The organism is Mesorhizobium sp. M1406 (genome assembly GCF_040317555.1).
GTDB lineage: Bacteria > Pseudomonadota > Alphaproteobacteria > Rhizobiales > Rhizobiaceae > Mesorhizobium.
Window position 1 is genome coordinate 226,449 of the sequence record NZ_JAMYKW010000005.1, and the last position, 23,572, is coordinate 250,020.

General features: G+C 61.4%; 34 protein-coding genes and 1 pseudogene. All 35 read right to left on the reverse strand.

The window, feature by feature from the left end; translation table 11 throughout:
* Positions 1 to 2: 2 nt before the first annotated feature.
* Positions 3 to 876: pseudogene (locus NKH03_RS07560) on the reverse strand (DMT family transporter).
* A 62-nt stretch (positions 877 to 938) separates the two neighbouring features.
* Positions 939 to 1,919: an RluA family pseudouridine synthase gene (locus NKH03_RS07565; protein ID WP_023757961.1), complete on the reverse strand. Its 981-nt coding sequence runs from the start codon at positions 1,917 to 1,919 to the stop codon at positions 939 to 941.
* 61 nt (positions 1,920 to 1,980) lie between these two features.
* Positions 1,981 to 2,355, reverse strand: coding sequence for a fluoride efflux transporter CrcB (gene crcB / locus NKH03_RS07570; RefSeq protein WP_352876395.1), 375 nt, complete (start codon positions 2,353 to 2,355; stop codon positions 1,981 to 1,983).
* Between the two features lie 79 nt (positions 2,356 to 2,434).
* Positions 2,435 to 4,093, reverse strand: coding sequence for a hypothetical protein (locus tag NKH03_RS07575; RefSeq protein ID WP_352967894.1), 1,659 nt, complete (start codon positions 4,091 to 4,093; stop codon positions 2,435 to 2,437).
* Between the two features lie 174 nt (positions 4,094 to 4,267).
* Entirely contained in the window at positions 4,268 to 5,098 is an 831-nt protein-coding gene (locus NKH03_RS07580) for an aspartyl/asparaginyl beta-hydroxylase domain-containing protein (RefSeq protein ID WP_352868319.1), read from the reverse strand.
* Between the two features lie 287 nt (positions 5,099 to 5,385).
* Positions 5,386 to 6,693 carry a replication-associated recombination protein A gene (locus NKH03_RS07585; protein ID WP_352868317.1) on the reverse strand — a complete coding sequence of 436 codons (1,308 nt, stop codon included), beginning with the start codon at positions 6,691 to 6,693 and terminating at the stop codon, positions 5,386 to 5,388.
* 42 nt (positions 6,694 to 6,735) lie between these two features.
* Positions 6,736 to 8,223 (reverse strand): Do family serine endopeptidase, encoded by a 1,488-nt coding sequence (locus NKH03_RS07590; protein WP_352967897.1) that lies wholly within the window; start codon positions 8,221 to 8,223, stop codon positions 6,736 to 6,738.
* 202 nt (positions 8,224 to 8,425) lie between these two features.
* Entirely contained in the window at positions 8,426 to 8,857 is a 432-nt protein-coding gene (gene rplQ / locus NKH03_RS07595) for a 50S ribosomal protein L17 (RefSeq protein WP_027044984.1), read from the reverse strand.
* Positions 8,858 to 8,961: 104 nt separating this feature from the next.
* Positions 8,962 to 9,972 (reverse strand): DNA-directed RNA polymerase subunit alpha, encoded by a 1,011-nt coding sequence (locus tag NKH03_RS07600; protein WP_352487615.1) that lies wholly within the window; start codon positions 9,970 to 9,972, stop codon positions 8,962 to 8,964.
* Positions 9,973 to 10,077: 105 nt separating this feature from the next.
* On the reverse strand, positions 10,078 to 10,467 hold the full coding sequence (gene rpsK / locus NKH03_RS07605; RefSeq protein WP_006205444.1) for a 30S ribosomal protein S11: 390 nt from the start codon (positions 10,465 to 10,467) through the stop codon (positions 10,078 to 10,080).
* Between the two features lie 125 nt (positions 10,468 to 10,592).
* The gene (gene rpsM, locus NKH03_RS07610) at positions 10,593 to 10,961 is read right to left on the reverse strand and encodes a 30S ribosomal protein S13 (protein WP_023757968.1); all 369 of its coding nucleotides are present in this window, start codon (positions 10,959 to 10,961) and stop codon (positions 10,593 to 10,595) included.
* 208 nt (positions 10,962 to 11,169) lie between these two features.
* Positions 11,170 to 11,766, reverse strand: coding sequence for an adenylate kinase (locus NKH03_RS07615; protein ID WP_352868309.1), 597 nt, complete (start codon positions 11,764 to 11,766; stop codon positions 11,170 to 11,172).
* Positions 11,763 to 13,103 carry a preprotein translocase subunit SecY gene (gene secY, locus NKH03_RS07620; RefSeq protein ID WP_352868307.1) on the reverse strand — a complete coding sequence of 447 codons (1,341 nt, stop codon included), beginning with the start codon at positions 13,101 to 13,103 and terminating at the stop codon, positions 11,763 to 11,765. Before secY ends, NKH03_RS07615 begins: the two co-directional genes overlap by 4 nt.
* Before the next feature lie 195 nt (positions 13,104 to 13,298).
* Complete coding sequence (gene rplO / locus NKH03_RS07625; protein ID WP_027028844.1) at positions 13,299 to 13,772, reverse strand: 50S ribosomal protein L15; 474 nt, start codon at positions 13,770 to 13,772, stop codon at positions 13,299 to 13,301.
* 22 nt (positions 13,773 to 13,794) lie between these two features.
* Positions 13,795 to 13,992 carry a 50S ribosomal protein L30 gene (gene rpmD, locus NKH03_RS07630; protein ID WP_006205449.1) on the reverse strand — a complete coding sequence of 66 codons (198 nt, stop codon included), beginning with the start codon at positions 13,990 to 13,992 and terminating at the stop codon, positions 13,795 to 13,797.
* Positions 13,993 to 14,016: 24 nt separating this feature from the next.
* On the reverse strand, positions 14,017 to 14,580 hold the full coding sequence (gene rpsE, locus NKH03_RS07635) for a 30S ribosomal protein S5 (RefSeq protein WP_006333394.1): 564 nt from the start codon (positions 14,578 to 14,580) through the stop codon (positions 14,017 to 14,019).
* Positions 14,581 to 14,712: 132 nt separating this feature from the next.
* Entirely contained in the window at positions 14,713 to 15,072 is a 360-nt protein-coding gene (gene rplR, locus NKH03_RS07640; RefSeq protein ID WP_352633700.1) for a 50S ribosomal protein L18, read from the reverse strand.
* 193 nt (positions 15,073 to 15,265) lie between these two features.
* Positions 15,266 to 15,799 (reverse strand): 50S ribosomal protein L6, encoded by a 534-nt coding sequence (rplF, locus tag NKH03_RS07645; protein ID WP_013531432.1) that lies wholly within the window; start codon positions 15,797 to 15,799, stop codon positions 15,266 to 15,268.
* A gap of 89 nt (positions 15,800 to 15,888) precedes the next feature.
* Positions 15,889 to 16,287: a 30S ribosomal protein S8 gene (rpsH, locus tag NKH03_RS07650; RefSeq protein ID WP_013531431.1), complete on the reverse strand. Its 399-nt coding sequence runs from the start codon at positions 16,285 to 16,287 to the stop codon at positions 15,889 to 15,891.
* A gap of 12 nt (positions 16,288 to 16,299) precedes the next feature.
* Positions 16,300 to 16,605: a 30S ribosomal protein S14 gene (gene rpsN / locus NKH03_RS07655; protein ID WP_013895695.1), complete on the reverse strand. Its 306-nt coding sequence runs from the start codon at positions 16,603 to 16,605 to the stop codon at positions 16,300 to 16,302.
* Between the two features lie 27 nt (positions 16,606 to 16,632).
* Positions 16,633 to 17,232, reverse strand: coding sequence for a 50S ribosomal protein L5 (gene rplE, locus NKH03_RS07660; protein ID WP_013531429.1), 600 nt, complete (start codon positions 17,230 to 17,232; stop codon positions 16,633 to 16,635).
* On the reverse strand, positions 17,225 to 17,539 hold the full coding sequence (gene rplX / locus NKH03_RS07665) for a 50S ribosomal protein L24 (protein ID WP_013531428.1): 315 nt from the start codon (positions 17,537 to 17,539) through the stop codon (positions 17,225 to 17,227). The genes rplE and rplX overlap by 8 nt, the downstream gene beginning before the upstream one ends.
* A 12-nt stretch (positions 17,540 to 17,551) precedes the next feature.
* Positions 17,552 to 17,920, reverse strand: a complete 369-nt coding sequence (gene rplN / locus NKH03_RS07670; protein ID WP_006205457.1) for a 50S ribosomal protein L14 — start codon at positions 17,918 to 17,920, stop codon at positions 17,552 to 17,554.
* Positions 17,921 to 18,003: 83 nt separating this feature from the next.
* Positions 18,004 to 18,243 carry a 30S ribosomal protein S17 gene (gene rpsQ / locus NKH03_RS07675; protein WP_010909280.1) on the reverse strand — a complete coding sequence of 80 codons (240 nt, stop codon included), beginning with the start codon at positions 18,241 to 18,243 and terminating at the stop codon, positions 18,004 to 18,006.
* Between the two features lie 11 nt (positions 18,244 to 18,254).
* Positions 18,255 to 18,455, reverse strand: coding sequence for a 50S ribosomal protein L29 (rpmC, locus tag NKH03_RS07680; RefSeq protein ID WP_006205459.1), 201 nt, complete (start codon positions 18,453 to 18,455; stop codon positions 18,255 to 18,257).
* Between the two features lie 13 nt (positions 18,456 to 18,468).
* Entirely contained in the window at positions 18,469 to 18,882 is a 414-nt protein-coding gene (gene rplP / locus NKH03_RS07685; RefSeq protein ID WP_352868298.1) for a 50S ribosomal protein L16, read from the reverse strand.
* Positions 18,883 to 18,909: 27 nt separating this feature from the next.
* Entirely contained in the window at positions 18,910 to 19,635 is a 726-nt protein-coding gene (gene rpsC, locus NKH03_RS07690) for a 30S ribosomal protein S3 (protein ID WP_023672753.1), read from the reverse strand.
* Positions 19,635 to 20,024: a 50S ribosomal protein L22 gene (gene rplV / locus NKH03_RS07695; RefSeq protein ID WP_006205462.1), complete on the reverse strand. Its 390-nt coding sequence runs from the start codon at positions 20,022 to 20,024 to the stop codon at positions 19,635 to 19,637. Before rplV ends, rpsC begins: the two co-directional genes overlap by 1 nt.
* A gap of 2 nt (positions 20,025 to 20,026) precedes the next feature.
* A complete protein-coding gene (rpsS, locus tag NKH03_RS07700) occupies positions 20,027 to 20,305 on the reverse strand; it encodes a 30S ribosomal protein S19 (protein ID WP_006205463.1) in 279 nt (92 codons plus the stop codon).
* A 16-nt stretch (positions 20,306 to 20,321) separates the two neighbouring features.
* A complete protein-coding gene (rplB, locus tag NKH03_RS07705) occupies positions 20,322 to 21,155 on the reverse strand; it encodes a 50S ribosomal protein L2 (RefSeq protein WP_027026960.1) in 834 nt (277 codons plus the stop codon).
* A 22-nt stretch (positions 21,156 to 21,177) separates the two neighbouring features.
* The gene (locus tag NKH03_RS07710; RefSeq protein WP_023757976.1) at positions 21,178 to 21,471 is read right to left on the reverse strand and encodes a 50S ribosomal protein L23; all 294 of its coding nucleotides are present in this window, start codon (positions 21,469 to 21,471) and stop codon (positions 21,178 to 21,180) included.
* The gene (rplD, locus tag NKH03_RS07715; RefSeq protein WP_023757977.1) at positions 21,468 to 22,088 is read right to left on the reverse strand and encodes a 50S ribosomal protein L4; all 621 of its coding nucleotides are present in this window, start codon (positions 22,086 to 22,088) and stop codon (positions 21,468 to 21,470) included. Before rplD ends, NKH03_RS07710 begins: the two co-directional genes overlap by 4 nt.
* Positions 22,088 to 22,810, reverse strand: a complete 723-nt coding sequence (gene rplC, locus NKH03_RS07720; protein ID WP_023757978.1) for a 50S ribosomal protein L3 — start codon at positions 22,808 to 22,810, stop codon at positions 22,088 to 22,090. The genes rplD and rplC overlap by 1 nt, the downstream gene beginning before the upstream one ends.
* A gap of 61 nt (positions 22,811 to 22,871) precedes the next feature.
* Positions 22,872 to 23,180 carry a 30S ribosomal protein S10 gene (gene rpsJ / locus NKH03_RS07725; protein ID WP_010909272.1) on the reverse strand — a complete coding sequence of 103 codons (309 nt, stop codon included), beginning with the start codon at positions 23,178 to 23,180 and terminating at the stop codon, positions 22,872 to 22,874.
* 69 nt (positions 23,181 to 23,249) lie between these two features.
* Positions 23,250 to 23,572 (reverse strand): EF-Tu C-terminal domain-related protein (locus tag NKH03_RS07730; protein WP_502901861.1); only part of this gene is annotated, 323 nt, incomplete at its 5' end.

Consider the following 23,572-nt stretch of genomic DNA (forward strand, 5'->3'; position numbering starts at 1 on the left):
TCTCACACCGGTGTCAGCTTGCGCACCGGTCGGTTGACGATGATCAGGCCGGCGGCAATCAGGCCAAGTGCCAGGAAAATGCGCATGGTCAGCGGCTCATTCAAGAACATGGCACCGCACAAAACGCCGAAAACCGGCGACAGGAAGGTGAAACTGGACAGGCCTGACGCCGGATAGCGCCGCAGCAGCCAGAACCACAACACATAGGTGAAGGCGACGATGTAAACCGCCTGGAAAAACAAAGCCAAAGTCGGCAGCGCGGCCGGGTCGCGAACGGGCGGACCGGCCAGAGGCAGCACCAATATGCCAACGATTGCAGCAACCGGCGAGTTGATAAAGCAAAAGCTTTTCGGCGCTCGCCTCGACCAGTTTCGACCGCTTGATGAGGATGTTGGTCAAGGCCCAGAAAAACCCGGAGCCGAGGCTCAGGAGATCGCCGAACAGCATGTCCCCGTCACCGCCAAGCTTGTCGGAAAACACGGCCGCAAGGCCGGCAAAGGCCAGCAGCAGACCGAGGAATTTCCTCAACGTGATCTGCTCGCCGAGCAGGAAGTGGCCGCCGAGCAGCATCCAGAACGGCATCGTGTTGACCAGCAGCGTGTTGCGGGCGACGGTCGTATGCTCCAGGCCGACATAGAGGCAAAGGAACTCGATGCCGAACAGCGCGCCGACGGCGATGCCGGCGAGCAATGTCCCGTCACGCGTCAACAGCGCTATGCCGCGCCACCGACACCAGGCGAAGACACACAAACCGCCGATGATCGAGCGCGCGATCGACAGGAAGACGGGGTCGTAGCCGGCATAGGAAATCTTGGCGGCGACGTAGTTCAGCCCCCAGGAAAAAGTCAGGCCGACCATGATGACGGCGGCGGCCATGTCGACCGTATCGCGGCGATCAAGCTTATCGGTGGCGAGCGCGTCGGTGGCGCCGCTCACGATCAGTCCTCCGCGCTGGCGTCGTCGAAGCCGATCAGGTTCCAACTCTGGCGCATGTGCGGCGGCATCGGCGCGGTGACGTCGATGACGCCCTTGTCCGGATGCGGAATGATAATGCGGCGCGCATGCAGATGCAGGCGGTTTTGAATGCCGCCCGGAAAATCCCAGTTGGTGTCGGCCTCGAAATATTTCGGATCGCCCAGGATCGGGCAGCCGATGTACGCGGCATGAACGCGAAGCTGGTGGGTGCGGCCCGTATAGGGCTCCATTTCCAGCCAGGTCATCGTCTGCGCCGCCTGCTCGATGATGCGGTAGTAGGACACGGCGTGGTCGGCGCCCTTTTCGCCATGCGCGGCGACACGGACGCGGTCGCCGTCCGGCGTCGGCTCCTTGATCAGCCAGGTCGAGATCTTGTCCTCGCGCTTCGGCGGCACGCCCTTGACCAGCGCCCAGTAGGTCTTCTTGGTCTCGCGAGCGCGAAACGCTTCAGCGAGCTTCATGGCGGCAAGGCGGGTGCGGGCGACGACCAGGACACCCGATGTGTCGCGGTCGAGCCGATGCACCAGGCGCGGCTTCTCGCCCTTCTGGTTGCGCCAGGCCTCCAGCATGTCGTCGACATTGCGGGTGACGCCGGAGCCACCCTGCACGGCAAGGCCCGCCGGCTTGTTGAAGACGAAAACCTTGGGGTCCTCATGGATCAGCATCTTTGCGAGAACATCGGCATCGCCCTGGTTGCGGATCGAGTGGCCGGTCAGCGCGCTCTCGCCCTTCTTGTCCACCTCGAGCGGCGGGACACGCACCATCTGGCCGGGCTCGACGCGAGTGTCGGCCTTGACCCGTCCGCCATCGACACGGATCTGGCCGGAGCGCAGAAGCTTCTGCAGATGGCCGAAACCAAGGCCCGGGAAATGGGTCTTGAACCAGCGATCGAGCCGCATGCCCGCCTCGCCGGCTTCCACCGTGATCTGTTCAACGCCTGCCATATTCTTTTCGCTTATCCGTTTTCCGGCAGGGCTCGGCCCTGCTCTCGGCGCGGCAATAGCATTATGAAACGGTTCTTGCGAGCCAAAGTCCCAGAAACAGGGCGATAATGGCGCCAATGACGCTGGCAAGCGCATATCCGAACGCCGGCAGCGTGACTCCCCGCTCCCACAGCGTCGCGAAATCGAGCGAAAAGGCTGAGAAAGTGGTGAAGCCGCCGAGGATGCCGGTGGCAACGAACAACCTGAGTTCGTTCGATCCGCCGCGACGCGCCAGGATGGCGATGAACAGGCCCATGGCGAAGGAGCCGACGATGTTGATGACCATCGTGCCCCAGGGATAGTTGGGGCCGACAAGGCGCAGCGCGCCCATGCTGGTGAGATGACGAATGCCGGCGCCGATGCCGCCACCGACCACGACGAGAAGCAGATTGAACATGACCGCTTACTGCCCGCACTGGGGTGGCTCGGTCAATCCCTTGTGTTGTGGGCGGAACCGCACAGACCAGTCGAACTGGTCACCACTCAGGTGTCGTCCAGCCTGGATATCTCTTCCTGAACTCGGCGTAGAGGGCATCTATTTCCGTTGTGCTGACCGGGCGCACCTGTTCGTAGAGATAGCCCTTGACGTCGCCGGACAACTGATATGCCGCGATGCGCCTATATGCGGCGCCGATGCCTTTGCCCTCGACAATATATTGGTCCGGTATCGTGACACAAATCTGTGCACCCGATTGCAAATGAGTGACGGGCGGGTCGGTTACGACAACATATCTGGATTTCAACGTTCCCGGCCTGAATTGATCGCGACTATCAACCTGACAAGCCCACTCGATGCGGGGGTAGAGGTCTTTATCCATTTCATACAACAGCGAGTCGCTCATGACCGAGCTGGAGGCAAATACCGAAAAACGGTCCTCGGGTTCCATTTTTTCAAGAAGGTCATCAACAAGGCGTCTGTATTCAGGAAGATTGTCGAGGTGAAGAGGGAGCGTGGCTTCCCTGGCAAAAACGTAGCTGATCGGCGACAGCAACTGCCGGCCAAGCGGAAAAAAGGTACCAAAAAACGCCAACCCAGCGGCAATGGCTATCGCAATGGCTGACCATCGCGATCTCAGCGCCGGCGTCGAAACGATCGCAACGATTGCCTGGGCATATGCAGGGAAGAGCCAGAGAAACATTGGCATTGAATGATGGCGGTCCGGATCCTGCATCCGGGTAAAGAGAAAAAAGGTGAGTGCCGAAGCGACGGCACAGAACAAGGGAAATCCGTTTCGGCGTACAACAGAGATATAAAGGCCCAGTACGATCAACAGCCAGTTCACATAGCTGAGCCGGGACCCTACCTCGTCAATCTGCGAAACGAAGTTCGTCTTGTACCCGCTGTAAAGATCGCCGTAGCTGGTTCCCAGAATCTTGAGGATCAGAAGTTGCTGGAAGGCCAATGCGGCTCCGGCAACAACGAGAACCGCACACAAGCCCCCTATGACGGCATTCCTGAGTGCCGGAAAATTCCGGTCTTTTGCGACCTGCAACAAGCAGAAGAAGGCAGCGGAAATTCCGAGCCCTATAACCGAATAGGCATACCAGCGGCGTAGCACGAACGCCAACCACAGGCAGATGCCAACGCGTATTCCGCTGGTCACCGGTTCATGGGTCAGGAACTTCGATTTCCAAAGAAAATAGGTTGCCGCAGAAAGCGCGAGGCAGCCGGCAATGTCAGGCAACCCACGAAACGTCGCCGCCCAAAACGGCGTGTAGAGAAAGGCCGCAATCCAGACAGTGAGCCAGCTTCGCGATGAAGAGGTCTCGGTGGCCGCCTCCAGATAGCTCATTTTGCCTATGAAAAGAGCGGTCGGAACCAAGTAAGCCGCGACTATCCCGGCGATGTATGAAAGCCTCGAACCGCCGAAAACCATGTGAAACGGCATCAGCGGCACCAAAATTGCCGCGCTGTAATCATCCGTTGCGATTGAGGTCCGCAATTGGCTGAGCCACTGGAGAGGGCTGTCGGCCAACAGCGCGCCCTGCCGATTAAACGTGTCGAAATAGGCAGTGAAGTCCCAATAATAGACAGGCTCTTCAAGACTTACATAAATGGCTGCAAGGGCAATTCCCAGCAGAACGGTGCATAGATACGTTCTTGCCAAAACTCCGAGAGAGCTGTTCTTCGTCACTTGAGGCCGCCAGGAGGAGAAGAGGGAGAACTGTCGAAGCCAAAGGCCCGGGACTATCGTTTACGCAGCCAAGAGCCGTTCCGGCGCATCAGTGGCCCGCAAGATGGCCAGGTCTCACACATGCAGAGCGATCCGATGCTGCCGACAGAGCCGGCAGCATCGATGATCTCAAGCTCAGGTCGTCTCGGTCTTCTTCGGCTTGGTCGAACCGATCATCTTCCAGTTCTTGTAGAACATGGAATTGATGCGCTCGACGCTCACCGAGACGATGGCGAGCATGGCCGCGATCAGGCCGGGAACCGGGGATGGACGGATGATGTCCATGAACACGCAGTAGCGGCGGCCGTCATACTCGTTGACCGAGCGATGCAGCAGCGTGTCGTCGAAGATGAACAGCGGATTGTCGTACCAGTAGTTCTTGACGTTGCCGCACTCGATGAAAATCTCGGATTCCACCGGAATCAGATTGTAAAGGATGCGCAGGCTGAGCCGCAGCGGGCCGAAGTGCCAGGAGGTCGACTCGCGCTTGCTGAAGACGGAAACGGCGATGGTCTTGATGTATTTGAAATCCTTGTTGAACTCGGCGACGTTGTCGATCTTGTGCTTGCCGTACCACTGATAAACATACATGCCGCGCCGGCCGGCGCCGAAATTGGCGTCGATATCGGCGATGATCTCGTCCTTGCGTGCCTTGAAAATGTCCAGGACCTCATTGACCTCGCGCTGATAGTCGGCGGGAAACTGCTCCAGCTTCCAGACGCCTGGATTTCTGTAGCACAGCAGGTCCACCAGCAGATTGAACGGCGAAAGCAGCCAGGTGAACAAGCCGTTGCCGAGGAAGTAGCCGCTGAAAAGCGACAGATCCTTGCGATCGTTACGCAGCACGTCGATCAGGCCGCAAACGATGAAGATCGTCGTCAGGATGGGAATGAAATAGAAGCCAAGGGCGAGAAGCGGGATGGCAATTGCGAATTTGCGTAGGGATTTGCGAAGGGTTTTTGTCATTTTTCCACGCGCGACGCGCGATCCTGTTGCGAATGAGGTGCCCAAATCACGGCAACGACCACCGCCCGGTCGTGCGCCTTGATAAGGTTTTTTGGGTTACCACACAACGGCCCCTGCTATCGCGGCCGGCTGGCTGCCTTGTGAAGCCTGCCACTATCGGTCAACGCACCGCCGGCAGGCCAAGCTCGTCCCATTTTTCCCCGGGGACCAGATCGCCAACCAGGAATTCGAAGCCGACGGCGAAACCTCGTTTCGACGCGTGACGACGACCGGTTCACGCAAGCCAGCTATTCCCGTTCTTTGCGCAGCTTCGCCCAATAATCGAGCCGCTTCCTGATGTCGCGCTCGAAGCCGCGCTCGGGCGGATCATAAAAGGTCTGGCGGCCCATCTTCTCCGGAAAATAGTCCTGGCCCGAAAAGGCATCCGGCTCGTCATGATCATACCGGTAGCCGGCGCCGTAGTCCTCCGCTTTCATCAGCTTCGTCGGTGCGTTGAGGATGTGCTTGGGCGGCAGCAGCGAGCCGTGTTCCTTCGCGGCTCGCGTGGCTGCCTTGAACGCGTTGTAGACGGCGTTTGATTTGGGCGCGGTTGCGAGATAGACGGTGGCCTCGGCAAAAGCCAGTTCGCCCTCGGGCGAGCCTAGATAATCGTAGGCATCTTTGGCGGCGTTGGCGACGACCAGCGCCTGCGGATCGGCAAGCCCGATATCCTCCATCGCCATGCGCACCAGCCGGCGGCCAAGATAGAGCGGATCCTCGCCGGCATCGAACATGCGCGCAAGATAATAGAGAGCCGCGTCGGGGTCGGAGCCACGCACCGATTTGTGCAGCGCCGAGATCAGATTGTAATGGCCGTCCTGCCCTTTGTCGTAGATCGGCGCGCGGCGCTGGACGATGCGCTGCAGTCCTTCGGGATCGAAGACCTCGCCGGGCTTTGCCGCCCGCCAGACCTCTTCGGCAAGCGTCAGCGACGCGCGGCCGTCGCCATCGCTCATGCGGATGAGCATCGTTCGTGCCTCGTCGTCGAGCGGCAGCGCCCTGCCCTCGGCCTCCTCGGCCCGCGCTATCAGCTTGGCGATGCTCTCCTCGCCCAACGAATGGAAGACCAGGACGCGCGCGCGCGACAGCAGAGCGGCATTCAACTCGAAGGACGGATTCTCGGTCGTGGCGCCGACCAGCACGACGGTCCCGTCCTCCATGACAGGGAGAAAACTGTCCTGCTGGGCGCGGTTGAAGCGATGGATCTCGTCGACGAACAGCAAGGTCTGGCGGCCGTTCGTACGGCGCAGCTTGGCCGCTTCAAACACTTTTTTCAGATCGGCGACGCCGGAAAACACCGCCGATATCTGCTCGAACGCGAGACTGGTTTCGCCGGCCAGCAACCGCGCCACCGTGGTCTTGCCGGTGCCGGGCGGCCCCCAGAAGATCATCGAGCCGAGCGAGCCGGAACCGATCAGCCTGGTCAGCGCGCCGTCAGGGCCGGTCAGATGTTCCTGGCCGACGACCTCGCCAAGGTTTCTCGGCCGCAGCCTGTCGGCCAGCGGCCGCCCGGGCGACGCTTTTTCCGGTTCATCGACGCTGAACAGATCGGCCATGCACTTCTTTTTGGTTGGAGCATGAACCCAAAGGGACCTGCTCTAATAACGCAACACTTGACGCAGTATCTGCCCGCCGCGCTCGACGGTAAAGCGCCACCAGCGTGTATCCGTCTTGGCCGCCAGTTCCAGGGTCGCCGCGGTATCGATGATGGTGCCGTTCACCTCGCGCACGATGTCGCCCGGCTGGAAGCCGAAATCGGCGGCCGGCGAGTCGCGGTTGATGTCGACCACGGTCACGCCCTTGACGTCCGTGCGCAGGCCAAGCCGCTGAGCGAGCCGGGGCGACAGTTCCGCGACCTTTGCGCCCGAGAAGGGGCTGCGGCCATGCAACGTCAGTTCAGCAGCCTTCATGCCTTCTGGAGCGCGCTCCAGCGCGATGTCCATCGCCGCCTGCTGGCCTTTGGTCAGAACCGCGAAATTTGCAGTGGTGCCGATCGACAGCGTCGCCATCCGGTAGTCCAGCGCCTCGATGCTCTCGACCGGCTTGCCGTTGAGCTGCAGCACGACGTCGCCGGGTTTGAGCCCAGCCTTGGCGGCCGGTCCGGTCGCTTCGACCGACGAGACCAGTGCACCGGTCGGCTTCTCCATGCCGAGCGATTCGGCAATCTGCGGCGTCACCGCTTCGAACTCGGCGCCGATATAGGGCCGCTCGAAGAAGTCGAGCCCGGCCTTGGCGGCGTCGGCAAAGGCGCGAACCATGTTCGAGGGAATGGCGAAGCCGATGCCGATCGAACCACCGCCGCGGCTGTAGATGGCCGTGTTGATGCCTACCAGCTGGCCGCCCATGTTGATCAGCGCGCCGCCGGAATTGCCGGGGTTGATGGCAGCGTCGGTCTGGATGAAGAAGCTGGAATCCGACACGCCGATATGGCTGCGGGCAAGTGCCGAGACGATGCCGCTGGTCGTGGTCTGGCCGACGCCGAAGGGGTTGCCGATGGCCAGCAGCAGATCGCCGACCTCAAGCGCGTCGGAATCGCCGATGGCAATCACCGGAAACGGCTTGTCCGAGGAGATCTTAAGCACGGCAAGATCGAACGTCTCGTCCTTGAGCAGCACCTTGCTGTCGAATTCACGCCCGTCCGCGGTCGCCACCTTGACCTGATCGGCATCCTTGATGACGTGGTAATTGGTGACCACGACGCCGGTCGGGTCGACCAGCACGCCGGACCCGAGCGACGACTGAGCGCGCGGCTGCGAGCGGCCGAAGAATTCCTCGAAGAACGGATCTCCGTCGAAGGGCGACGTCACCTTGGCGGTCTGCGAGGCATAGACATTGACCACGGCCGGCGCCGTCTGCTTGACCAGCGGCGCAAACGAGAGCTGCACCTCCTCACGACCGAACGGAACGCGTTTGTCGGGACCGGACGTCGCGTTCTCGCCTTCAACGCCATGCAGCAGGTCCGTCAGCACGTCCGACAGGCCGGGATCGGTCTTTGTCTCCTCGGCCAATGCCTGCCTGGCCACCGGTGCGGCCGCAAACGCCATCATGGCGAAGAGCAGAACAAGGGGCAGTCGGTTGGCGCGCATTCACGAATCCTCCAGGGCGAGTTCGGGGGCATTGTCCCGACGATTGTGCGAAATGAAAGGCTAAGCCGCTGAAATCCGATTATTTTGAGGCCAAAGACCCTCGTTTCGCGCCAGGAGATCGGCTCTGATCTCCATCCATCGCTTTCAGAAAACCAAAAAGGGGCCCGCGGGCCCCTTTGAATTCAATACGGAAAACCGAGCCTTATGCGGCCGCGGCGTCCGCTTCGGTACCTTCGGCCTCGATACGGGCGCGGTCGCCGGCGCCCTTGGCCGAGGTATCGCGATCGACGAATTCGATGACCGCCATGGCAGCGTTATCACCGTGGCGGAAGCCCGCCTTCATGATGCGCAGGTAGCCGCCGTTGCGGGTGGCGTAGCGCGGGGCGATGGTGTCGAACAGGCGCTTGACGACGCCTTCATTGCCGATCTGCGCGATCACCTGGCGGCGGGCGTGCAGGTCGCCGCGCTTGCCGAGCGTCACCAGCTTCTCGACGATCGGACGCAAATCCTTCGCCTTCGGCAGGGTGGTGACGATCTGCTCGTGCTCGAGCAGCGACACGGCGAGGTTGGCGAACATCGACTTGCGATGGCTAATGCTTCGGGCGAAGCGGCGGCCTTTGAAACCGTGGCGCATGGCTCTTTTCCTTCTTCAGTTGCTCAAGAGGCCGCAGCCTCTGATGGTTTTCCGCATGACCGTCGGATCGAGCGGCCCACGCCGCCGATCCTTGGAATTCATGCTCAATATTGGTCTTCGTAACGCTTGGCGAGGTCTTCGATGTTTTCCGGCGGCCAGTCCGGCACTTCCATACCGAGGTGCAGGCCCATCGCCGCGAGGACTTCCTTGATCTCGTTCAGCGACTTGCGGCCGAAGTTCGGGGTGCGCAGCATCTCGGCTTCGGTCTTCTGGATCAGGTCGCCGATATAGACGATGTTGTCGTTCTTCAGGCAGTTGGCCGAACGCACCGAAAGCTCGAGCTCGTCGACCTTCTTGAGCAGCGCCGGGTTGAAGGCGAGCTCGGTGACGGCCTCGGTGGCGACTTCCTTCTGCGGTTCGTCGAAGTTGACGAACAGGCCGAGCTGGTCCTGCAGGATGCGGGCGGCGAAAGCCACCGCGTCCTCGCCGGTGATCGAACCGTCGGTCTCGATCGTCATGGTCAGCTTGTCATAGTCGAGAACCTGGCCCTCGCGGGTGTTCTCGACCTTGTAGGAAACCTTCTTGACCGGCGAATAGAGGCTGTCGACCGGGATGAGCCCGATCGGCGCGTCTTCGGCGCGGTTGCGGTCGGCCGGCACGTAACCCTTGCCGGTGTCGACGGTGAATTCCATGCGGATTTCCGCGCCCTCGTCCAGCGTGCAGATGACGTGGTCGGGGTTGAGGATCTCGACGTCGCCAACCGTCTGGATGTCGCCGGCAAGAACCGCACCGGGTCCCTGCTTGCGAACGACCATGCGCTTGGGGCCATCGCCTTCCATTCGGATGGCGATTTCCTTGATGTTCAAGACGATATCGGTGACGTCCTCGCGCACGCCGGCGATGGACGAGAATTCATGCAGAACGCCGTCGATCTGCACGGCGGTAACAGCCGCACCGCGCAGCGAAGACAGAAGCACGCGGCGCAGCGCGTTGCCCAGCGTCAGGCCAAAGCCACGCTCGAGCGGCTCGGCGACCAGCGTGGTCAGCGTCTTCTTCTTCGACGAGAACTCGATCTTGTTCGGCTTGATCAGTTCCTGCCAATTTTTCTGGATCATGATGCTTTCCTTCCGTTGACCCGCCACCATCCAATCGTGGCGGGCGACCTGGAATGCCGTGGAGGAGCGCCCCAAAGGGCGCTCGCGCGACGTTCGGTAAATTGCTTAGACGCGGCGCTTCTTGCGCGGGCGGCAGCCATTGTGCGGGATCGGCGTCACATCACGGATCGAGGTGATGGTGAAGCCAGCCGCCTGCAGGGCGCGCAGTGCCGATTCACGACCGGAGCCGGGTCCGCAGACCTCGACTTCGAGCATGCGCATGCCGTGTTCCTGGGCCTTCTTGGCAACATCCTCGGCAGCCATCTGGGCAGCGAACGGGGTCGACTTGCGCGAACCCTTGAAGCCCTGGGCACCGGCCGACGACCAGGCAATCGAATTGCCCTGCGCGTCGGTGATGGTGATCATCGTGTTGTTGAAGGTCGAATTGACGTGGGCAACGCCCGACGAAATGTTCTTGCGTTCGCGACGGCGAACACGGGCGGCTTCCTTGGCCATGATGGTCCTTTCAGTTGATCTCTACACCGCCGTAATGCCAGCGGCTCCACCTGGAGAGCGAGTAGTGAGTAGGGAATAGCGAATAGGGATTCCTACCCGCTATTGGCTACTCGCTATTCGCTCGCTTACTTCTTCTTGCCGGCGATCGACTTGGCCGGGCCCTTGCGGGTGCGCGCATTGGTATGCGTGCGCTGGCCGCGGACCGGCAGCGAGCGGCGGTGACGCAGGCCACGGTAGCAGCCGAGGTCCATGAGCCGCTTGATGTTCATCGAGACTTCGCGACGCAGGTCGCCCTCGACCTGATAATCGCGGTCGATCGCCTCGCGGATCTGCAGCACTTCCGCGTCGGTGAGCTGGTTGACGCGACGTTCGGCCGGGATGCCGACCTTGTCGACGATCTCCTGGGCGAACTTCTTGCCAATGCCGTGAATGTATTGAAGCGCAATGACGACGCGCTTGTTGGTCGGAATGTTGACGCCGGCTATACGAGCCATGTTCTTCTCTTCTCCATGTGGGCCGGCCAACCTTCAGAAAGGCGGGGTCCAGCGCTATCTTCAGTTGCCCCGCGTCCGGTGGAGGCCGGCCCATGCGGGAGTTTCCAGTTCAAAGCGGCTGCCTTGCCCTTGCGGACAAGCAAAGCCCATGCCTGATAGGAAGACGGGCCGCCATACCGCAGCGAACCGCTTCCGTCAAGTGCAATCGTTAATTCCCCCGCGCTGCGTCCTTGAGCACCGCTTCGATCTGCCCCGTCACCGCATCGATATCGGCCATGCCGTCGACGCTCCGGAGCTTGCCCTTGGCATAGTAGTAGCCAATCAGCGGCGACGTCTTCTTGTAGTACTCTCGCAGACGCTCCTCGAACACCGACGGATTGTCGTCCTTGCGAACAGGCAGACCGGCGGCCTGCGCCTCGTCGGCGCGCTTGACGATTCGACCGATCAGCGCCTTGTCGTCGACGACAAGCTCAATGACGGCGTCGAGGCCCTGGGAGCGATCCGAAAGCATCCGCTCGACCGCGTCGGCCTGCACCAGCGTCCGCGGATATCCGTCGAGGATGAACCCATTGGCGCAGTCGGCCTGATCGATACGCTCGGCGACGATCGCGTTGACGATGGCGTCGGACACCAGCTCACCGGCATCCATCACCGCCTTGGCGCGCTTGCCGACTTCGGTGCCAGCCTGGACGGCAGCACGCAGCATGTCGCCCGTCGAGAGCTGGGGTATGCCGTGTTTTTCTACCAGTCTTTGTGCTTGTGTCCCCTTGCCCGCTCCTGGCGGCCCAAGCAATATCAACCTCATCTGGCTTTCTTCCCCCCGCGCAGCTTCGACTTCTTGATCAGGCCTTCATACTGGTGCGCAATCAGGTGACCCTGAATCTGCGCAACCGTATCGAGCGTGACACTGACCACGATCAGAAGCGATGTGCCACCAAGGTAGAATGGTACGCCAGTCGCCGAGATCAGGAACTCCGGCAGCAGGCACACCAGCACCAGGTAGATGGCGCCGACGACGGTGATGCGGGTGAGAACGTAGTCGATATAATCGGCGGTGCGCTCGCCCGGACGATAGCCCGGGATGAAGCCGGAATGCTTCTTGAGCTGGTCGGCGGTGTCCTTCGGGTTGAAGACAATCGCTGTGTAGAAGAAGGCGAAGAACACGATCATCGCCGCGTAGAACGCCATGTAGAGCGGCTGGCCGTGGCCAAGCGAGGCCAGAACCGTGCTTGCCCAGGCCGGCATATTGGTCGTCTGCGAGAAGCCGGCGACGGTGGCCGGCAGCAGCAGCAGCGACGAGGCGAAGATCGGCGGAATGACGCCCGACGTGTTGAGCTTCAGCGGCAAATGCGAGGTATCGCCCTGGAACATGCGGTTGCCGACCTGGCGCTTCGGATACTGGATCAGCAAGCGGCGCTGGGCGCGCTCGAAGAACACGATCAAGGCGATGACGACGATGGCGAGCACGATGATCGCCAGGATCAGGCCGGTCGACAGGGCGCCGGTGCGGCCAAGCTCAAGCGTGCCTGAGATGGCATGCGGCAGGCCGGCGACGATGCCGGAGAAGATGATCAGCGAAATGCCGTTACCGATGCCGCGAGCGGTGATCTGCTCGCCGAGCCACATCAGGAACATCGTGCCGCCGACCAGCGTGACGACGGTCGAGATGCGGAAGAACATGCCGGGGTCGCTGACGATGCCGTTGCCGTTCTCCAGGCCCACCGAAATGCCATAGGCCTGAACCAGCGCAAGCAGCACCGTGCCGTAGCGCGTGTATTGGTTGATGACCTTGCGGCCCTGTTCGCCTTCCTTCTTCAGCGATTCCAGCGAAGGGATGACCGAGGTCATCAGCTGCATGATGATGGAGGCGGAGATGTAAGGCATGATGCCGAGCGCAAAGATCGCCATGCGCTGTACGGCGCCGCCGGCGAACATGTTGAACATGCCCAGCACGCCCTTGCTCTGCGAGGAGAAGGCCTGGGCGAAGGCTTCGGGATTGATGCCGGGAAGCGGAATATAGGTGCCGAGGCGATAGACCAGCAGCGCGCCGATCGTGAACCAGATGCGTTTCTTCAGATCCTCCGCCTTGGCGAAGGCCGAGAAATTCAGATTCGAGGCTAATTGTTCTGCAGCCGAAGCCATGCCTGATTCTCCGCTTGGTAACGCTTGATGGCCCTTGAGGTCAGGCGGTGCGTTTCACCGAAGCTCACGAGATAAGCTCCGGGCTCTAAACATGCAAGCGGCCGCGTCGACGCGGCCGCCTAAATTGCGCAGATCAAGGCGCGATCATGAGCAAAAAATGGATCCCACTCTTGCCGACCGCGCTTCAAATTGCCGTTACTCGGCAGCTGCCTTTTCCGGCAGTTTGACCGAGCCGCCAGCCTTCTCGATCTTCTCGATCGCGGCCTTGGAGGCGCCGGCAACGTCAAAGGCAAGCTTCGCCTTGATCTCGCCGTCCGAGAGGATGCGCACGCCGTCCTTGACGCGGCGGATAACGCCGGCGGCAACCAGCGATTCAGCCGTCACGGTCGCCTTGGCGTCGAGCTTCTTGGCGTCGATGGCCACCTGGATGCGGGCCAGCGACACGACGGTGAAGCTCTTGGCGAAGATGTTGTTGAAGCCACGCTTCGGCAGGCGCCGGTAGAGCGGCATCTGGCCACCCTCGAAGCCGTTGATGGCGACGCCGGAGCGGGCCTTCTGGCCCTTGACGCCGCGACCGCCGGTCTTGCCCGAGCCGGAGCCGATACCACGGCCGAGACGCTTCTTGGAGTGCGTCGCGCCGTCCTTGTCACGCAGATCGTTGAGTTTCATCTGAGTTCTCCTGCGCTCTGGCTCAGCCCTCGTCCACGACGCGGACGAGATGCTGGACGGCAGCGATCATGCCGCGCACGGAGGGCGTATCTTCCAGCGTGCGCTGCTTGTGCATCTTGTTGAGGCCGAGGCCGACCAGCGTCGCGCGCTGCTCCTTCGGGCGGCGGATCGGCGAACCGATCTGCTCAACGGTGATGGTCTTGGTTGCTTTCTTGGCCATGGTCAAAATCCCTGGTCAGATCGACTATTCTTCAGCCGCGACGGCGGTGCCGCGGCGGGCCTGAAGGGTCGAATACTTGATGCCGCGAGCAGCAGCCACATCCTTGGGATGCATCTGGCTCTTCAGCGCGTCGAAAGTGGCGCGAACCATGTTGTAGGGGTTCGACGAACCCATCGACTTGGCGACCACGTCATGCATGCCGAGCGTCTCGAAGACAGCGCGCATCGGGCCGCCGGCGATGATGCCGGTACCTTGCTTGGCAGCGCGCAGCAGCACGCGTCCGGCACCCCAGCGTCCTTCGACGTCGTGATGCAGCGTACGGCCCGAGCGCAGCGGCACGAAGATCATGTCGCGCTTGGCCGATTCAGTTGCCTTGCGGATGGCTTCCGGCACTTCGCGCGCCTTGCCGTGACCAAAGCCGACGCGGCCCTTCTGGTCGCCGACGACGACGAGTGCCGCAAAACCGAAGCGACGGCCGCCCTTGACGACCTTGGCGACGCGGTTGATGTGGACGAGCTTGTCCACCATGCCGTCGTCACGTTCTTCACGATCGCGGCCGCGGCCGCCATCCCTACGTTCCTGTGCCATATCCTGTTCCTTGTTTTTTTCCGGAAGCACGGTTGCTGATAAGATCCGGCGCCTCTGTGGGTCACCGGGGGCGAAAGTCATTCCCTTCGCATAATCTTTATCCGAAAAGTCTGCAACTTCTCGGGATCATGCTTAGAAGCTAAGACCGCCTTCGCGGGCAGCCTCGGCGAGCGCCTTGACGCGGCCGTGATAGATGTAGGCGCCGCGGTCGAAGACGACTTCCTTGACGCCGGCCTTGGTGGCGCGCTCGGCGATCAGCTTGCCGATCGCGGCGGCGGCGGCGGTATCGGCGCCGGTCTTGAGCGAACCCTTGAAGTCCTTCTCAAGCGTCGAAGCGGCAGCGATGGTGTGGCCCTTGGCGTCGTCGATGACCTGCACGTAGATGTTCTTCGACGTGCGGTGGACCGACAGACGAGGACGCTCACCGGCGACCTTCTTGATCTGGCGGCGGACGCGCTGCGCACGGCGCTGTGTGGATTCCTTGGTACCCATGATGGTCTTCCTTGCCTTCAAAAAACGGGGGCCGCCATATGCGGTAGGCGAAAGCGCCTCCCGCGACCGCTCCCCGCGGCGTTGATTTGCAGTGAATGGTGAATGGAAAAATGGTGAACGGTAGAAGCGGAGTGCCACCTGGCCCCTGCTCTATCCTACTGCCATTTCACCATTCACCATTCACCATTCACGACTACTTCTTCTTGCCTTCCTTGCGGACGATCTTCTCACCAGCATAGCGGACGCCCTTGCCCTTGTAGGGCTCGGGGCCACGATACTCGCGGATCTCGGCCGCAACCTGGCCGACCTGCTGCTTGTCGATGCCGGCCACGGTGATTTCAGTCGGCTTCGGCACGGTGATGGTGATGCCCTGCGGCGTCTCGTAGACGACGTCATGGCTGAAGCCAAGTGCCAGCTGCAGGTTCTTGCCCTGAAGTGCCGCGCGATAGCCGACGCCGGTGATCTCGAGCTTCTTTTCGAAACCGTCCTTGACGCCTTGCAGGATGTTGACGATCTGCGTGCGCGACATGCCCCACTTGGAGCGGGCGGTCTTGGTCTGGTCGCGCGGCTGAACAGCGATCTCGCTGCCTTCCATCTTGACCAGCACTTCGTCGTTCACCACGAACTTCAGCTCACCCTTGGGGCCCTTCGCCGTCACGGTCTGGCCGTTGACGGTCGCGGTCACGCCCTGCGGCAGCGAAACGGGTTTCTTACCAATACGAGACATTTTGTTGTCCTCGTCACTTCTCTTGTTTCAGGTCTCTGTCTTCGGGAACGATCCGAAGACCGGATTCCACTTTGCGGTCAGCTGCCAGATCAGAAGATCTGGCAGAGGATTTCACCGCCGACGTTCTGTTCACGTGCTTCGTGGTCGGCCATCACGCCCTTCGGTGTCGAAAGGATGGCGATGCCGAGGCCGTTGGCGACCTGCGGAATCGACTTGGCCGAAACATAGACGCGGCGGCCTGGCTTCGAGACGCGTGCGATTTCGCGCACGACCGGCGCGCCGTCGAAATACTTCAGCTCGATCTCGATTTCGGACTTGCCGTTGTCGAAGTCGGTCTGGCTGTAATCGCGGATATAGCCTTCAGCCTTCAGCACGTCGAGGACGCGGGTGCGCAGACGCGAGGCCGGCGTCGAAACGCTCGACTTCTTGCGGCCATACGCGTTGCGGATGCGGGTCAGCATATCGCCGAGAGGATCGCTCAATGACATGTTATGTCCTCCTTACCAGCTCGACTTGACCAGGCCCGGGATCTGGCCGTTGTTGCCGAGATCACGAAGCGCGATGCGCGATACTTTGAGCTTGCGATAGTAGGCACGCGGACGGCCGGTGACTTCGCAGCGGTTGCGGATGCGGATCTTGGCCGAGTTGCGCGGCATGGCGGCAAGCTTGAGCTGAGCGCGGAAGCGCTCTTCCATCGGCTTGGACTGATCCATGATGATCGCCTTGAGCGCAGCGCGCTTGGGACCGTACTGGTCGGCAAGTTTGCGGCGCCTGTTGTTCTTCTCGACTGAGCTGGTCTTTGCCATTTCAGATTTTTCCTTTTCTCGCTGCCGTTACTGGCGGAAGGGGAAGTTGAAGGCCTTGAGCAATGCCCTGGCTTCGTCGTCCGTCTTCGCAGTCGTACAAACGATGACGTCCATGCCCCAGATCTGATCAACCTTGTCGTAGTTGATCTCCGGGAACACGATGTGTTCCTTGATGCCCATGGCGTAGTTGCCACGGCCATCGAAGCTCTTCGGATTCAGTCCGCGGAAGTCGCGGACGCGCGGCAGTGCGATGTTCACGAGGCGGTCGAGGAACTCGTACATGCGTTCCTTGCGCAACGTGACCTTGGCGCCGATCGGCATCTTCTCGCGGACCTTGAAGCCGGCGATCGAATTGCGGGCGCGGGTGACGACGGCCTTCTGGCCGGCGATCATCGCCAGGTCTTCGGCCGCGATCGAAGGCTTCTTCGAATCGGCGGTCGCTTCGCCAACGCCCATGTTCAGCACGATCTTGTCGATGCGCGGAACCTGCATCTCGTTGTCGTAGCCGAACTGTTCCTGCAGCGCCTTGCGGATGGTCTCGTTGTAGACCTGCTTGAGGCGCGGCGTGTTCTGGGCCTTGGACTGTTTGCTTTCAGCCTTGGGCTTCGTGGTTTGAGCCTTAGCCATTGATGACTTCTCCCGAGCGCTTGGCGACGCGCACCTTCTTGCCGTCCTTCTGGAAGATGAAACCGACGCGGGTCGGCTTGCCATCCTTGGGGTCGGCCAGCGCGATGTTCGACAGCTGGATCGGCGCTTCCTTGGTGATGATCCCGCCCTCTTGGGACTGGGACTGCTTCTGGTGACGACGGATCATGTTGACGCCGCGCACCAGCGCGGTGTCTTCCTTCGGCTGTACCGAGAGGACTTCGCCCGAACGGCCCTTGTCCTTGCCGGCCAGCACGACGACCTTGTCGCCTTTTCTAATCTTTTGCATTGGTCCGGCTCCTTACAGCACTTCAGGCGCGAGCGAGATGATCTTCATGTGGTTCTTGGCGCGGAGTTCGCGCGGAACCGGTCCGAAGATACGCGTGCCGATCGGCTCTTTCTTGTTGTCGACGAGAACGGCCGCGTTCTTGTCGAAACGGATCACGCTGCCGTCCGGGCGGCGGATGTCCTTGGCCGTGCGAACCACGACCGCCTTCATCACATCGCCCTTCTTCACGCGGCCGCGCGGGATGGCTTCCTTGATCGACACCACGATGATGTCGCCCACGGAAGCGTATTTCCGCTTCGAGCCGCCCAGCACCTTGATGCACATGACACGACGGGCACCGGAATTATCCGCGACGTCGAGGTTTGTTTGCATCTGAATCATGACTGGCCGCCTTCTTCTTTTCTAACGGGATGGGCTCAAAGCCCCTCCCCGGTCTGTCCAAAATTCGTTGTTTACGCCCGAGGTCAGGCTTGGTCCGAAGACACGACGATCCAGCGCTTATCCTTGGAAATCGGCTTCGATTCCTGGATGAACACCTGATCGCCAACCTTGTGGGCGTTGTTCTCGTCGTGCGCCTTGTACTTCTTGGTCATGCGCACGGTCTTCTTCATCACGGGATGCGTGAAGCGCCGTTCGACCTTGACGACAACCGTCTTCTCGTTCTTGTCGCTGACGACGGTGCCCTGCAGAATGCGCTTTGGCATGGTTTTCGTCCTTAAGCCTTCTTAGCCGCGGACTTTTCCGCAGCGATGGTCTTGATACGCGCAATGTCCTTACGGACCTGTCTCACGCGCGCGGTCTTTTCAAGCTGGCCAGTGGCCTTCTGGAAGCGCAGGTTGAACTGCTCCTTCTTCAGGCTGGCCAGGTCGTCGGTCAGCTGGTCCTGGGTCTTGGTCCGGATGTCTTCGGCTTTCATGATCAGCCCGTCCTTATTCTGCGATGCGCTGCACGAAGCGCGTCTTGACCGAGAGCTTGGCCGCGCCGAGACGCAGCGCCTCACGGGCGATTTCTTCATTGACGCCGTCGATCTCGAACATGATGCGGCCCGGCTTGACGCGCGCCGCCCAGTAATCGACCGCGCCCTTGCCCTTGCCCATGCGGACTTCGGTCGGCTTCGAAGTGACCGGCACGTCCGGGAAAATACGGATCCAGACGCGACCAGCGCGCTTCATTTCACGCGTGATCGCGCGGCGGGCCGCCTCGATCTCACGCGCGGTAACGCGGTTCGGCTCAAGCGCCTTCAGCCCGAAACCACCGAAATCCAGATTGGTGCCGCCCTTTGCGGTACCATGGATACGGCCCTTGAACTGCTTGCGGAACTTTGTGCGCTTTGGCTGCAGCATCGTTCTAACTCCAAATTCCTAAATGTCTCAGGCGTTTTCGCGACGACGACCGCGTTCGCGATCACCACCACCGCCATGCGCAGCGTCACCCTCGGTCGCACGGCGCTCCGAAGCCATCGGGTCGTGCTCGAGGATCTCGCCCTTGAACACCCAGACCTTGACGCCGCAGATGCCATAAGCGGTGTGCGCCTCGGCAGTGCCGTAGTCGACGTCAGCACGAAGCGTATGCAGCGGCACGCGGCCTTCGCGATACCATTCCATGCGCGCAATCTCGGCGCCGCCGAGACGGCCGGCACAGTTGATGCGAATGCCTTCGGCACCGAGGCGCATGGCCGACTGAACGGCACGCTTCATGGCGCGGCGAAACGCGATACGACGCTCGAGCTGCTGGGCAATCGACTGGGCGACCAGGGTCGCGTCGATTTCCGGCTTGCGCACTTCGACGATGTTGAGGTGCGTCTCGGACTTCGTCATCTCCATCAGCTTCTTGCGAAGCTTCTCGATGTCGGCGCCCTTCTTGCCGATGATCAGACCCGGGCGCGCGGCATGGATGGTGACGCGGCACTTCTTGTGCGGACGCTCGATCACGACCTTCGAGATGGCAGCCTGCTTGAGCTCCTTCTCGAGATACTTGCGGATCTTGATGTCCTCATGCAGCAGCTTGCCGTACTCGCCGGTGTTCGCGAACCAGCGCGAATCCCAGGTGCGGTTGATGCCGAGGCGAAGACCGATCGGATTGACTTTCTGGCCCATTATGCGGCCTCCCCTTTTTCTTCGACTTCACGAACGACGATCGTGAGGTGCGAGAACGGCTTCTCGATACGGCTGGCGCGACCACGGCCACGGGCATGGAACCGCTTCATGACGATCGACTTGCCGACATAGGCTTCCGCCACGATCAGTGCATCGACATCCAGGTCGTGGTTGTTTTCCGCGTTGGCGATTGCCGATTCCAGCGTCTTCTTGACCGTGCCGGAAATCCGTTTGGCCGAGAATTCGAGATCGGAAAGCGCTGTCGCGACCTTCTTGCCGCGGATCAGCGCGGCAACCAGGTTCAGCTTCTGCGGGCTGATACGGATCGTGCGCAACACGGCGCGCGCTTCGTTATCAGCAAGCCTGCGCGGAGCTTTGGCCTTGCCCATGATTATTTCCTCTTCGCCTTCTTATCCGCGCCGTGACCGTAATAGGTCCGGGTCGGAGCGAATTCACCGAACTTGTGACCGACCATGTCCTCGTTCACCGAGACGGGAACATGCTTCTGGCCGTTGTAGACACCGAAGGTGAAGCCGACGAACTGCGGCAGGATGGTGGAGCGACGGCTCCACATCTTGATCACCTCATTGCGACCACCTTCACGAACCTTGTCCACCTTCTTGAGAAGGTAGCCGTCAATGAAGGGGCCTTTCCAAATCGAACGAGTCACTTGGCGTTACCTCTTCTTAGCTCTTGCGCTGATGGCGCGAGCGCAGGATGAACTTGTCGGTCGCCTTGTTGGACCGCGTCTTCTTGCCCTTGGTCGGCTTGCCCCAAGGCGAAACCGGATGGCGGCCACCCGAGGTGCGGCCTTCACCGCCGCCGTGCGGATGGTCGACCGGGTTCATGGTCACGCCGCGATTGTGCGGACGCTTGCCACGCCAGACCGTGCGACCGGCCTTGCCGTCATTGATGTTACCATGATCCGGATTGGACACGGCGCCGACGGTGGCCATGCAGGAGCCGTGAACGACACGCTGCTCGCCCGAGTTGAGGCGCAGGATCGCCATGCCCTGGTCACGACCGACCAGCTGGCCATAACCACCCGCCGAACGCGCGACCTGAGCGCCCTTGCCCGGCTTCAGCTCGATGTTGTGGACGATGGTGCCGACCGGCATCGAAGCCAGCGGCATCGCATTGCCCGGCTTCACGTCGACCGCTTCGCCGGACACGATCTTGTCGCCGGGAGCCAGACGCTGCGGAGCGATGATGTAGGACAGCTCGCCATCGTCATACTTGATCAGCGCGATGAAGGCGGTGCGGTTCGGATCGTATTCGATGCGCTCGACCGTGCCGACGACGTCGAACTTACGGCGCTTGAAGTCGATGATGCGGTACGAACGCTTGTGACCACCGCCGATGAAGCGGGCGGTGATGCGGCCGTGGTTGTTGCGGCCGCCCGACTTGGTCAGGCCTTCGGTCAGACCCTTGACGGGCTTGCCCTTGTAGAGGCCCGAGCGGTCGACGATAACCAGCTGACGGGTGCTGGGCGTTACCGGGTTGAATTTTTTCAGTGCCATGTTTCTGTCCTCGCGGCCTTGCTCAGAGACCCGTCGCGACGTCGATCGACTGGCCATCTGCCAGCGTCACAATCGCCTTCTTGACGTCGCTCTGGCGGCCAACCGTGCCACGGAAGCGCTTGATCTTGCCCTTGCGGACAAGCGTGTTCACGGCCATCACCTTGACGCCGAACAGCGCTTCGACGGCGGCCTTGATTTCCGGCTTCGACGCCTTCTTGGCGACGTTGAAGACGACCTGGTTCTGCTCGGAGGCCATGGTCGACTTTTCAGTGATCGCCGGCGAGACGATCACGTCGTAGTGACGAAGGTCGGTCATTTAAAGCGCTCCTCGAGAGCCTCGACGGCGGCCTTCGAAAGGACCAGCGTGCCGCGGCGCAGAATGTCGTAGACGTTGATGCCCTGGATGGGCAGCACGTCGATGTTGGGGATGTTCGTCGCCGCCAGCTTGAAATTCTTGTCAAGCTCGGCACCGCCGATCAGCAGGGCGTTGGTCAAGCCCAGCGTCGCGAAATTCGCGATCAGTGCCTTCGTCTTGGCCTCGGTCAGCTTCAGCTCGTCGATGATGATGATCGACGCGCTCTTGGCCTTGGCCGAGAGAGCATGCTTGAGGCCGAGAGCGCGAACCTTCTTCGGCAGTTCGTGCTCGTGACTGCGAACGACCGGGCCGTGGGCCTTGCCGCCGCCGCGGAACTGAGGAGCGCGTGCCGAATGGTGGCGGGCGCGGCCCGTACCCTTCTGCTTGTACATCTTGGCGCCGGTGCGCGCGATCTCGGCGCGGCCCTTGGCCTTGTGCGTGCCCTGCTGCTTCTTGGCGAGCTGCCAGCGCACGACGCGCTGCAGGATGTCCTCGCGCGGATCAAGGCCGAAAATCTCCTCGGAGAGTTTCACCTTGCCGGCGTCCTTGCCGCCAAGCGTTGTGATCTTGAGATCCATTATTCCGCTCCCTCTGTGGCCGGAGCCTCGTTCTTAGCAGCCGCCGCAACGGCGCGGATCGCGGCGGGCTTCGGCGCATTGGCCGGCAGTGCCACCTTGGCCGCGTCGCGGACCAGGATCCAGGCGCCCTTCGATCCGGGAACCGCACCGCGGATCAGGATAAGGCCGCGGTCGGCGTCGGTCGAGACGATCTCGACATTCTGCGTGGTGACGCGGGTGTCGCCCATGTGGCCAGCCATATGCTTGCCCTTGAACACCTTGCCCGGGTCCTGGCGCTGGCCGGTCGAACCGTGCGTACGGTGCGAGACCGAGTTACCGTGCGTCGCACGGCCACCGCCCATGTGGTGGCGCTTGATGACGCCCTGGAAACCCTTGCCGATCGTCGTGCCCGTCACATCGACCTTCTGGCCGGCGACAAAGTGCTCGACGGTGATCTCGGCGCCGACATCGATCATGTTGTCGGCGGAGACGCGGAACTCGGCGACCTTCGCCTTCGGCTCGACGGAAGCGGTCGCGAAATGGCCGCGCATCGCCTTCGACGTGTTCTTCACCTTGGCGAGGCCAACGCCGAGCTGAACGGCGGTGTAGCCATTCTTCTCTTGCGTGCGCTGGGCCACGACCTGGCAGTTCTCCATCTGGAGAACGGTGACGGGAACATGTTCCCCGGCATCGTTGTAGATGCGGGTCATTCCCACCTTCTTTGCAATCACACCTGAACGCATCGGTTCAATTCCTTTAGAGTTCCGGGCCAGGGGCACCGCCCCTTACCGCGCTCTCATTCCCTTAGAGCTTGATCTCGACGTCGACGCCGGCGGCCAGATCGAGCTTCATCAAAGCATCGACCGTCTGCGGGGTCGGATCGACGATGTCGAGCAGACGCTTATGCGTGCGCATCTCGAACTGCTCGCGGCTCTTCTTGTCGACGTGAGGCGACCGGTTGACCGTGAACTTTTCGATCCGCGTCGGCAGCGGAATGGGGCCGCGGACGTTGGCACCGGTGCGCTTTGCCGTCGACACGATTTCCTTCGTCGACGCGTCGAGCACGCGGTGGTCAAACGCCTTCAGGCGGATGCGGATATTCTGTCCGTTCATGCGTCACTTCCTTGTTCTGGCGCGGCGCGGGCAACTTCCGCGCCCGCGACAGATCGGTTTAAGTCCAAATTACTCTTTGATGGTGACGACGATGCCGGCACCGACGGTGCGACCGCCTTCACGGATGGCGAAGCGCAGCTTCTCTTCCATGGCGATCGGCACGATCAGCTCGACATCGACCGTGATGTTGTCGCCCGGCATCACCATCTCGGTGCCTTCCGGCAGCGACACGATGCCGGTCACGTCGGTCGTGCGGAAGTAGAACTGCGGACGGTAGTTGGTGAAGAACGGCGTGTGACGGCCACCCTCGTCCTTGGTCAGGATGTAGGCTTCGGCCACGAACTTCTTGTGCGGCTTGACCGTGCCCGGCTTGGCCAGAACCTGGCCGCGCT

What these genes read in the sequence shown, in the direction of transcription:
- NKH03_RS07565 (WP_023757961.1), bottom strand. Translation starts at nt 1,919, where the DNA reads ATGGCAGGCGTTGAACAGATCACGGTGGAAGCCGGCGAGGCGGGCATG.
- crcB (WP_352876395.1), bottom strand. Translation starts at nt 2,355, where the DNA reads ATGTTCAATCTGCTTCTCGTCGTGGTCGGTGGCGGCATCGGCGCCGGC.
- NKH03_RS07580 (WP_352868319.1), bottom strand. Translation starts at nt 5,098, where the DNA reads ATGACAAAAACCCTTCGCAAATCCCTACGCAAATTCGCAATTGCCATC.
- NKH03_RS07585 (WP_352868317.1), bottom strand. Translation starts at nt 6,693, where the DNA reads ATGGCCGATCTGTTCAGCGTCGATGAACCGGAAAAAGCGTCGCCCGGG.
- NKH03_RS07590 (WP_352967897.1), bottom strand. Translation starts at nt 8,223, where the DNA reads ATGCGCGCCAACCGACTGCCCCTTGTTCTGCTCTTCGCCATGATGGCG.
- rplQ (WP_027044984.1), bottom strand. Translation starts at nt 8,857, where the DNA reads ATGCGCCACGGTTTCAAAGGCCGCCGCTTCGCCCGAAGCATTAGCCAT.
- NKH03_RS07600 (WP_352487615.1), bottom strand. Translation starts at nt 9,972, where the DNA reads ATGATCCAGAAAAATTGGCAGGAACTGATCAAGCCGAACAAGATCGAG.
- rpsK (WP_006205444.1), bottom strand. Translation starts at nt 10,467, where the DNA reads ATGGCCAAGGAAGCCGCCCGTGTTCGCCGTCGCGAACGCAAGAACATT.
- rpsM (WP_023757968.1), bottom strand. Translation starts at nt 10,961, where the DNA reads ATGGCTCGTATAGCCGGCGTCAACATTCCGACCAACAAGCGCGTCGTC.
- NKH03_RS07615 (WP_352868309.1), bottom strand. Translation starts at nt 11,766, where the DNA reads ATGAGGTTGATATTGCTTGGGCCGCCAGGAGCGGGCAAGGGGACACAA.
- secY (WP_352868307.1), bottom strand. Translation starts at nt 13,103, where the DNA reads ATGGCTTCGGCTGCAGAACAATTAGCCTCGAATCTGAATTTCTCGGCC.
- rplO (WP_027028844.1), bottom strand. Translation starts at nt 13,772, where the DNA reads ATGAAACTCAACGATCTGCGTGACAAGGACGGCGCGACGCACTCCAAG.
- rpmD (WP_006205449.1), bottom strand. Translation starts at nt 13,992, where the DNA reads ATGGCCAAGAAAGCAACCAAGACCATCACCGTTGAGCAGATCGGTTCG.
- rpsE (WP_006333394.1), bottom strand. Translation starts at nt 14,580, where the DNA reads ATGGCACAGGAACGTAGGGATGGCGGCCGCGGCCGCGATCGTGAAGAA.
- rplR (WP_352633700.1), bottom strand. Translation starts at nt 15,072, where the DNA reads ATGGGTACCAAGGAATCCACACAGCGCCGTGCGCAGCGCGTCCGCCGC.
- rplF (WP_013531432.1), bottom strand. Translation starts at nt 15,799, where the DNA reads ATGTCTCGTATTGGTAAGAAACCCGTTTCGCTGCCGCAGGGCGTGACC.
- rpsH (WP_013531431.1), bottom strand. Translation starts at nt 16,287, where the DNA reads ATGTCATTGAGCGATCCTCTCGGCGATATGCTGACCCGCATCCGCAAC.
- rpsN (WP_013895695.1), bottom strand. Translation starts at nt 16,605, where the DNA reads ATGGCAAAGACCAGCTCAGTCGAGAAGAACAACAGGCGCCGCAAACTT.
- rplE (WP_013531429.1), bottom strand. Translation starts at nt 17,232, where the DNA reads ATGGCTAAGGCTCAAACCACGAAGCCCAAGGCTGAAAGCAAACAGTCC.
- rplX (WP_013531428.1), bottom strand. Translation starts at nt 17,539, where the DNA reads ATGCAAAAGATTAGAAAAGGCGACAAGGTCGTCGTGCTGGCCGGCAAG.
- rplN (WP_006205457.1), bottom strand. Translation starts at nt 17,920, where the DNA reads ATGATTCAGATGCAAACAAACCTCGACGTCGCGGATAATTCCGGTGCC.
- rpsQ (WP_010909280.1), bottom strand. Translation starts at nt 18,243, where the DNA reads ATGCCAAAGCGCATTCTGCAGGGCACCGTCGTCAGCGACAAGAACGAG.
- rpmC (WP_006205459.1), bottom strand. Translation starts at nt 18,455, where the DNA reads ATGAAAGCCGAAGACATCCGGACCAAGACCCAGGACCAGCTGACCGAC.
- rplP (WP_352868298.1), bottom strand. Translation starts at nt 18,882, where the DNA reads ATGCTGCAGCCAAAGCGCACAAAGTTCCGCAAGCAGTTCAAGGGCCGT.
- rpsC (WP_023672753.1), bottom strand. Translation starts at nt 19,635, where the DNA reads ATGGGCCAGAAAGTCAATCCGATCGGTCTTCGCCTCGGCATCAACCGC.
- rplV (WP_006205462.1), bottom strand. Translation starts at nt 20,024, where the DNA reads ATGGGCAAGGCCAAAGCTCCGCGCAGGCTTGCTGATAACGAAGCGCGC.
- rplB (WP_027026960.1), bottom strand. Translation starts at nt 21,155, where the DNA reads ATGGCACTGAAAAAATTCAACCCGGTAACGCCCAGCACCCGTCAGCTG.
- NKH03_RS07710 (WP_023757976.1), bottom strand. Translation starts at nt 21,471, where the DNA reads ATGACCGACCTTCGTCACTACGACGTGATCGTCTCGCCGGCGATCACT.
- rplD (WP_023757977.1), bottom strand. Translation starts at nt 22,088, where the DNA reads ATGGATCTCAAGATCACAACGCTTGGCGGCAAGGACGCCGGCAAGGTG.
- rplC (WP_023757978.1), bottom strand. Translation starts at nt 22,810, where the DNA reads ATGCGTTCAGGTGTGATTGCAAAGAAGGTGGGAATGACCCGCATCTAC.
- rpsJ (WP_010909272.1), bottom strand. Translation starts at nt 23,180, where the DNA reads ATGAACGGACAGAATATCCGCATCCGCCTGAAGGCGTTTGACCACCGC.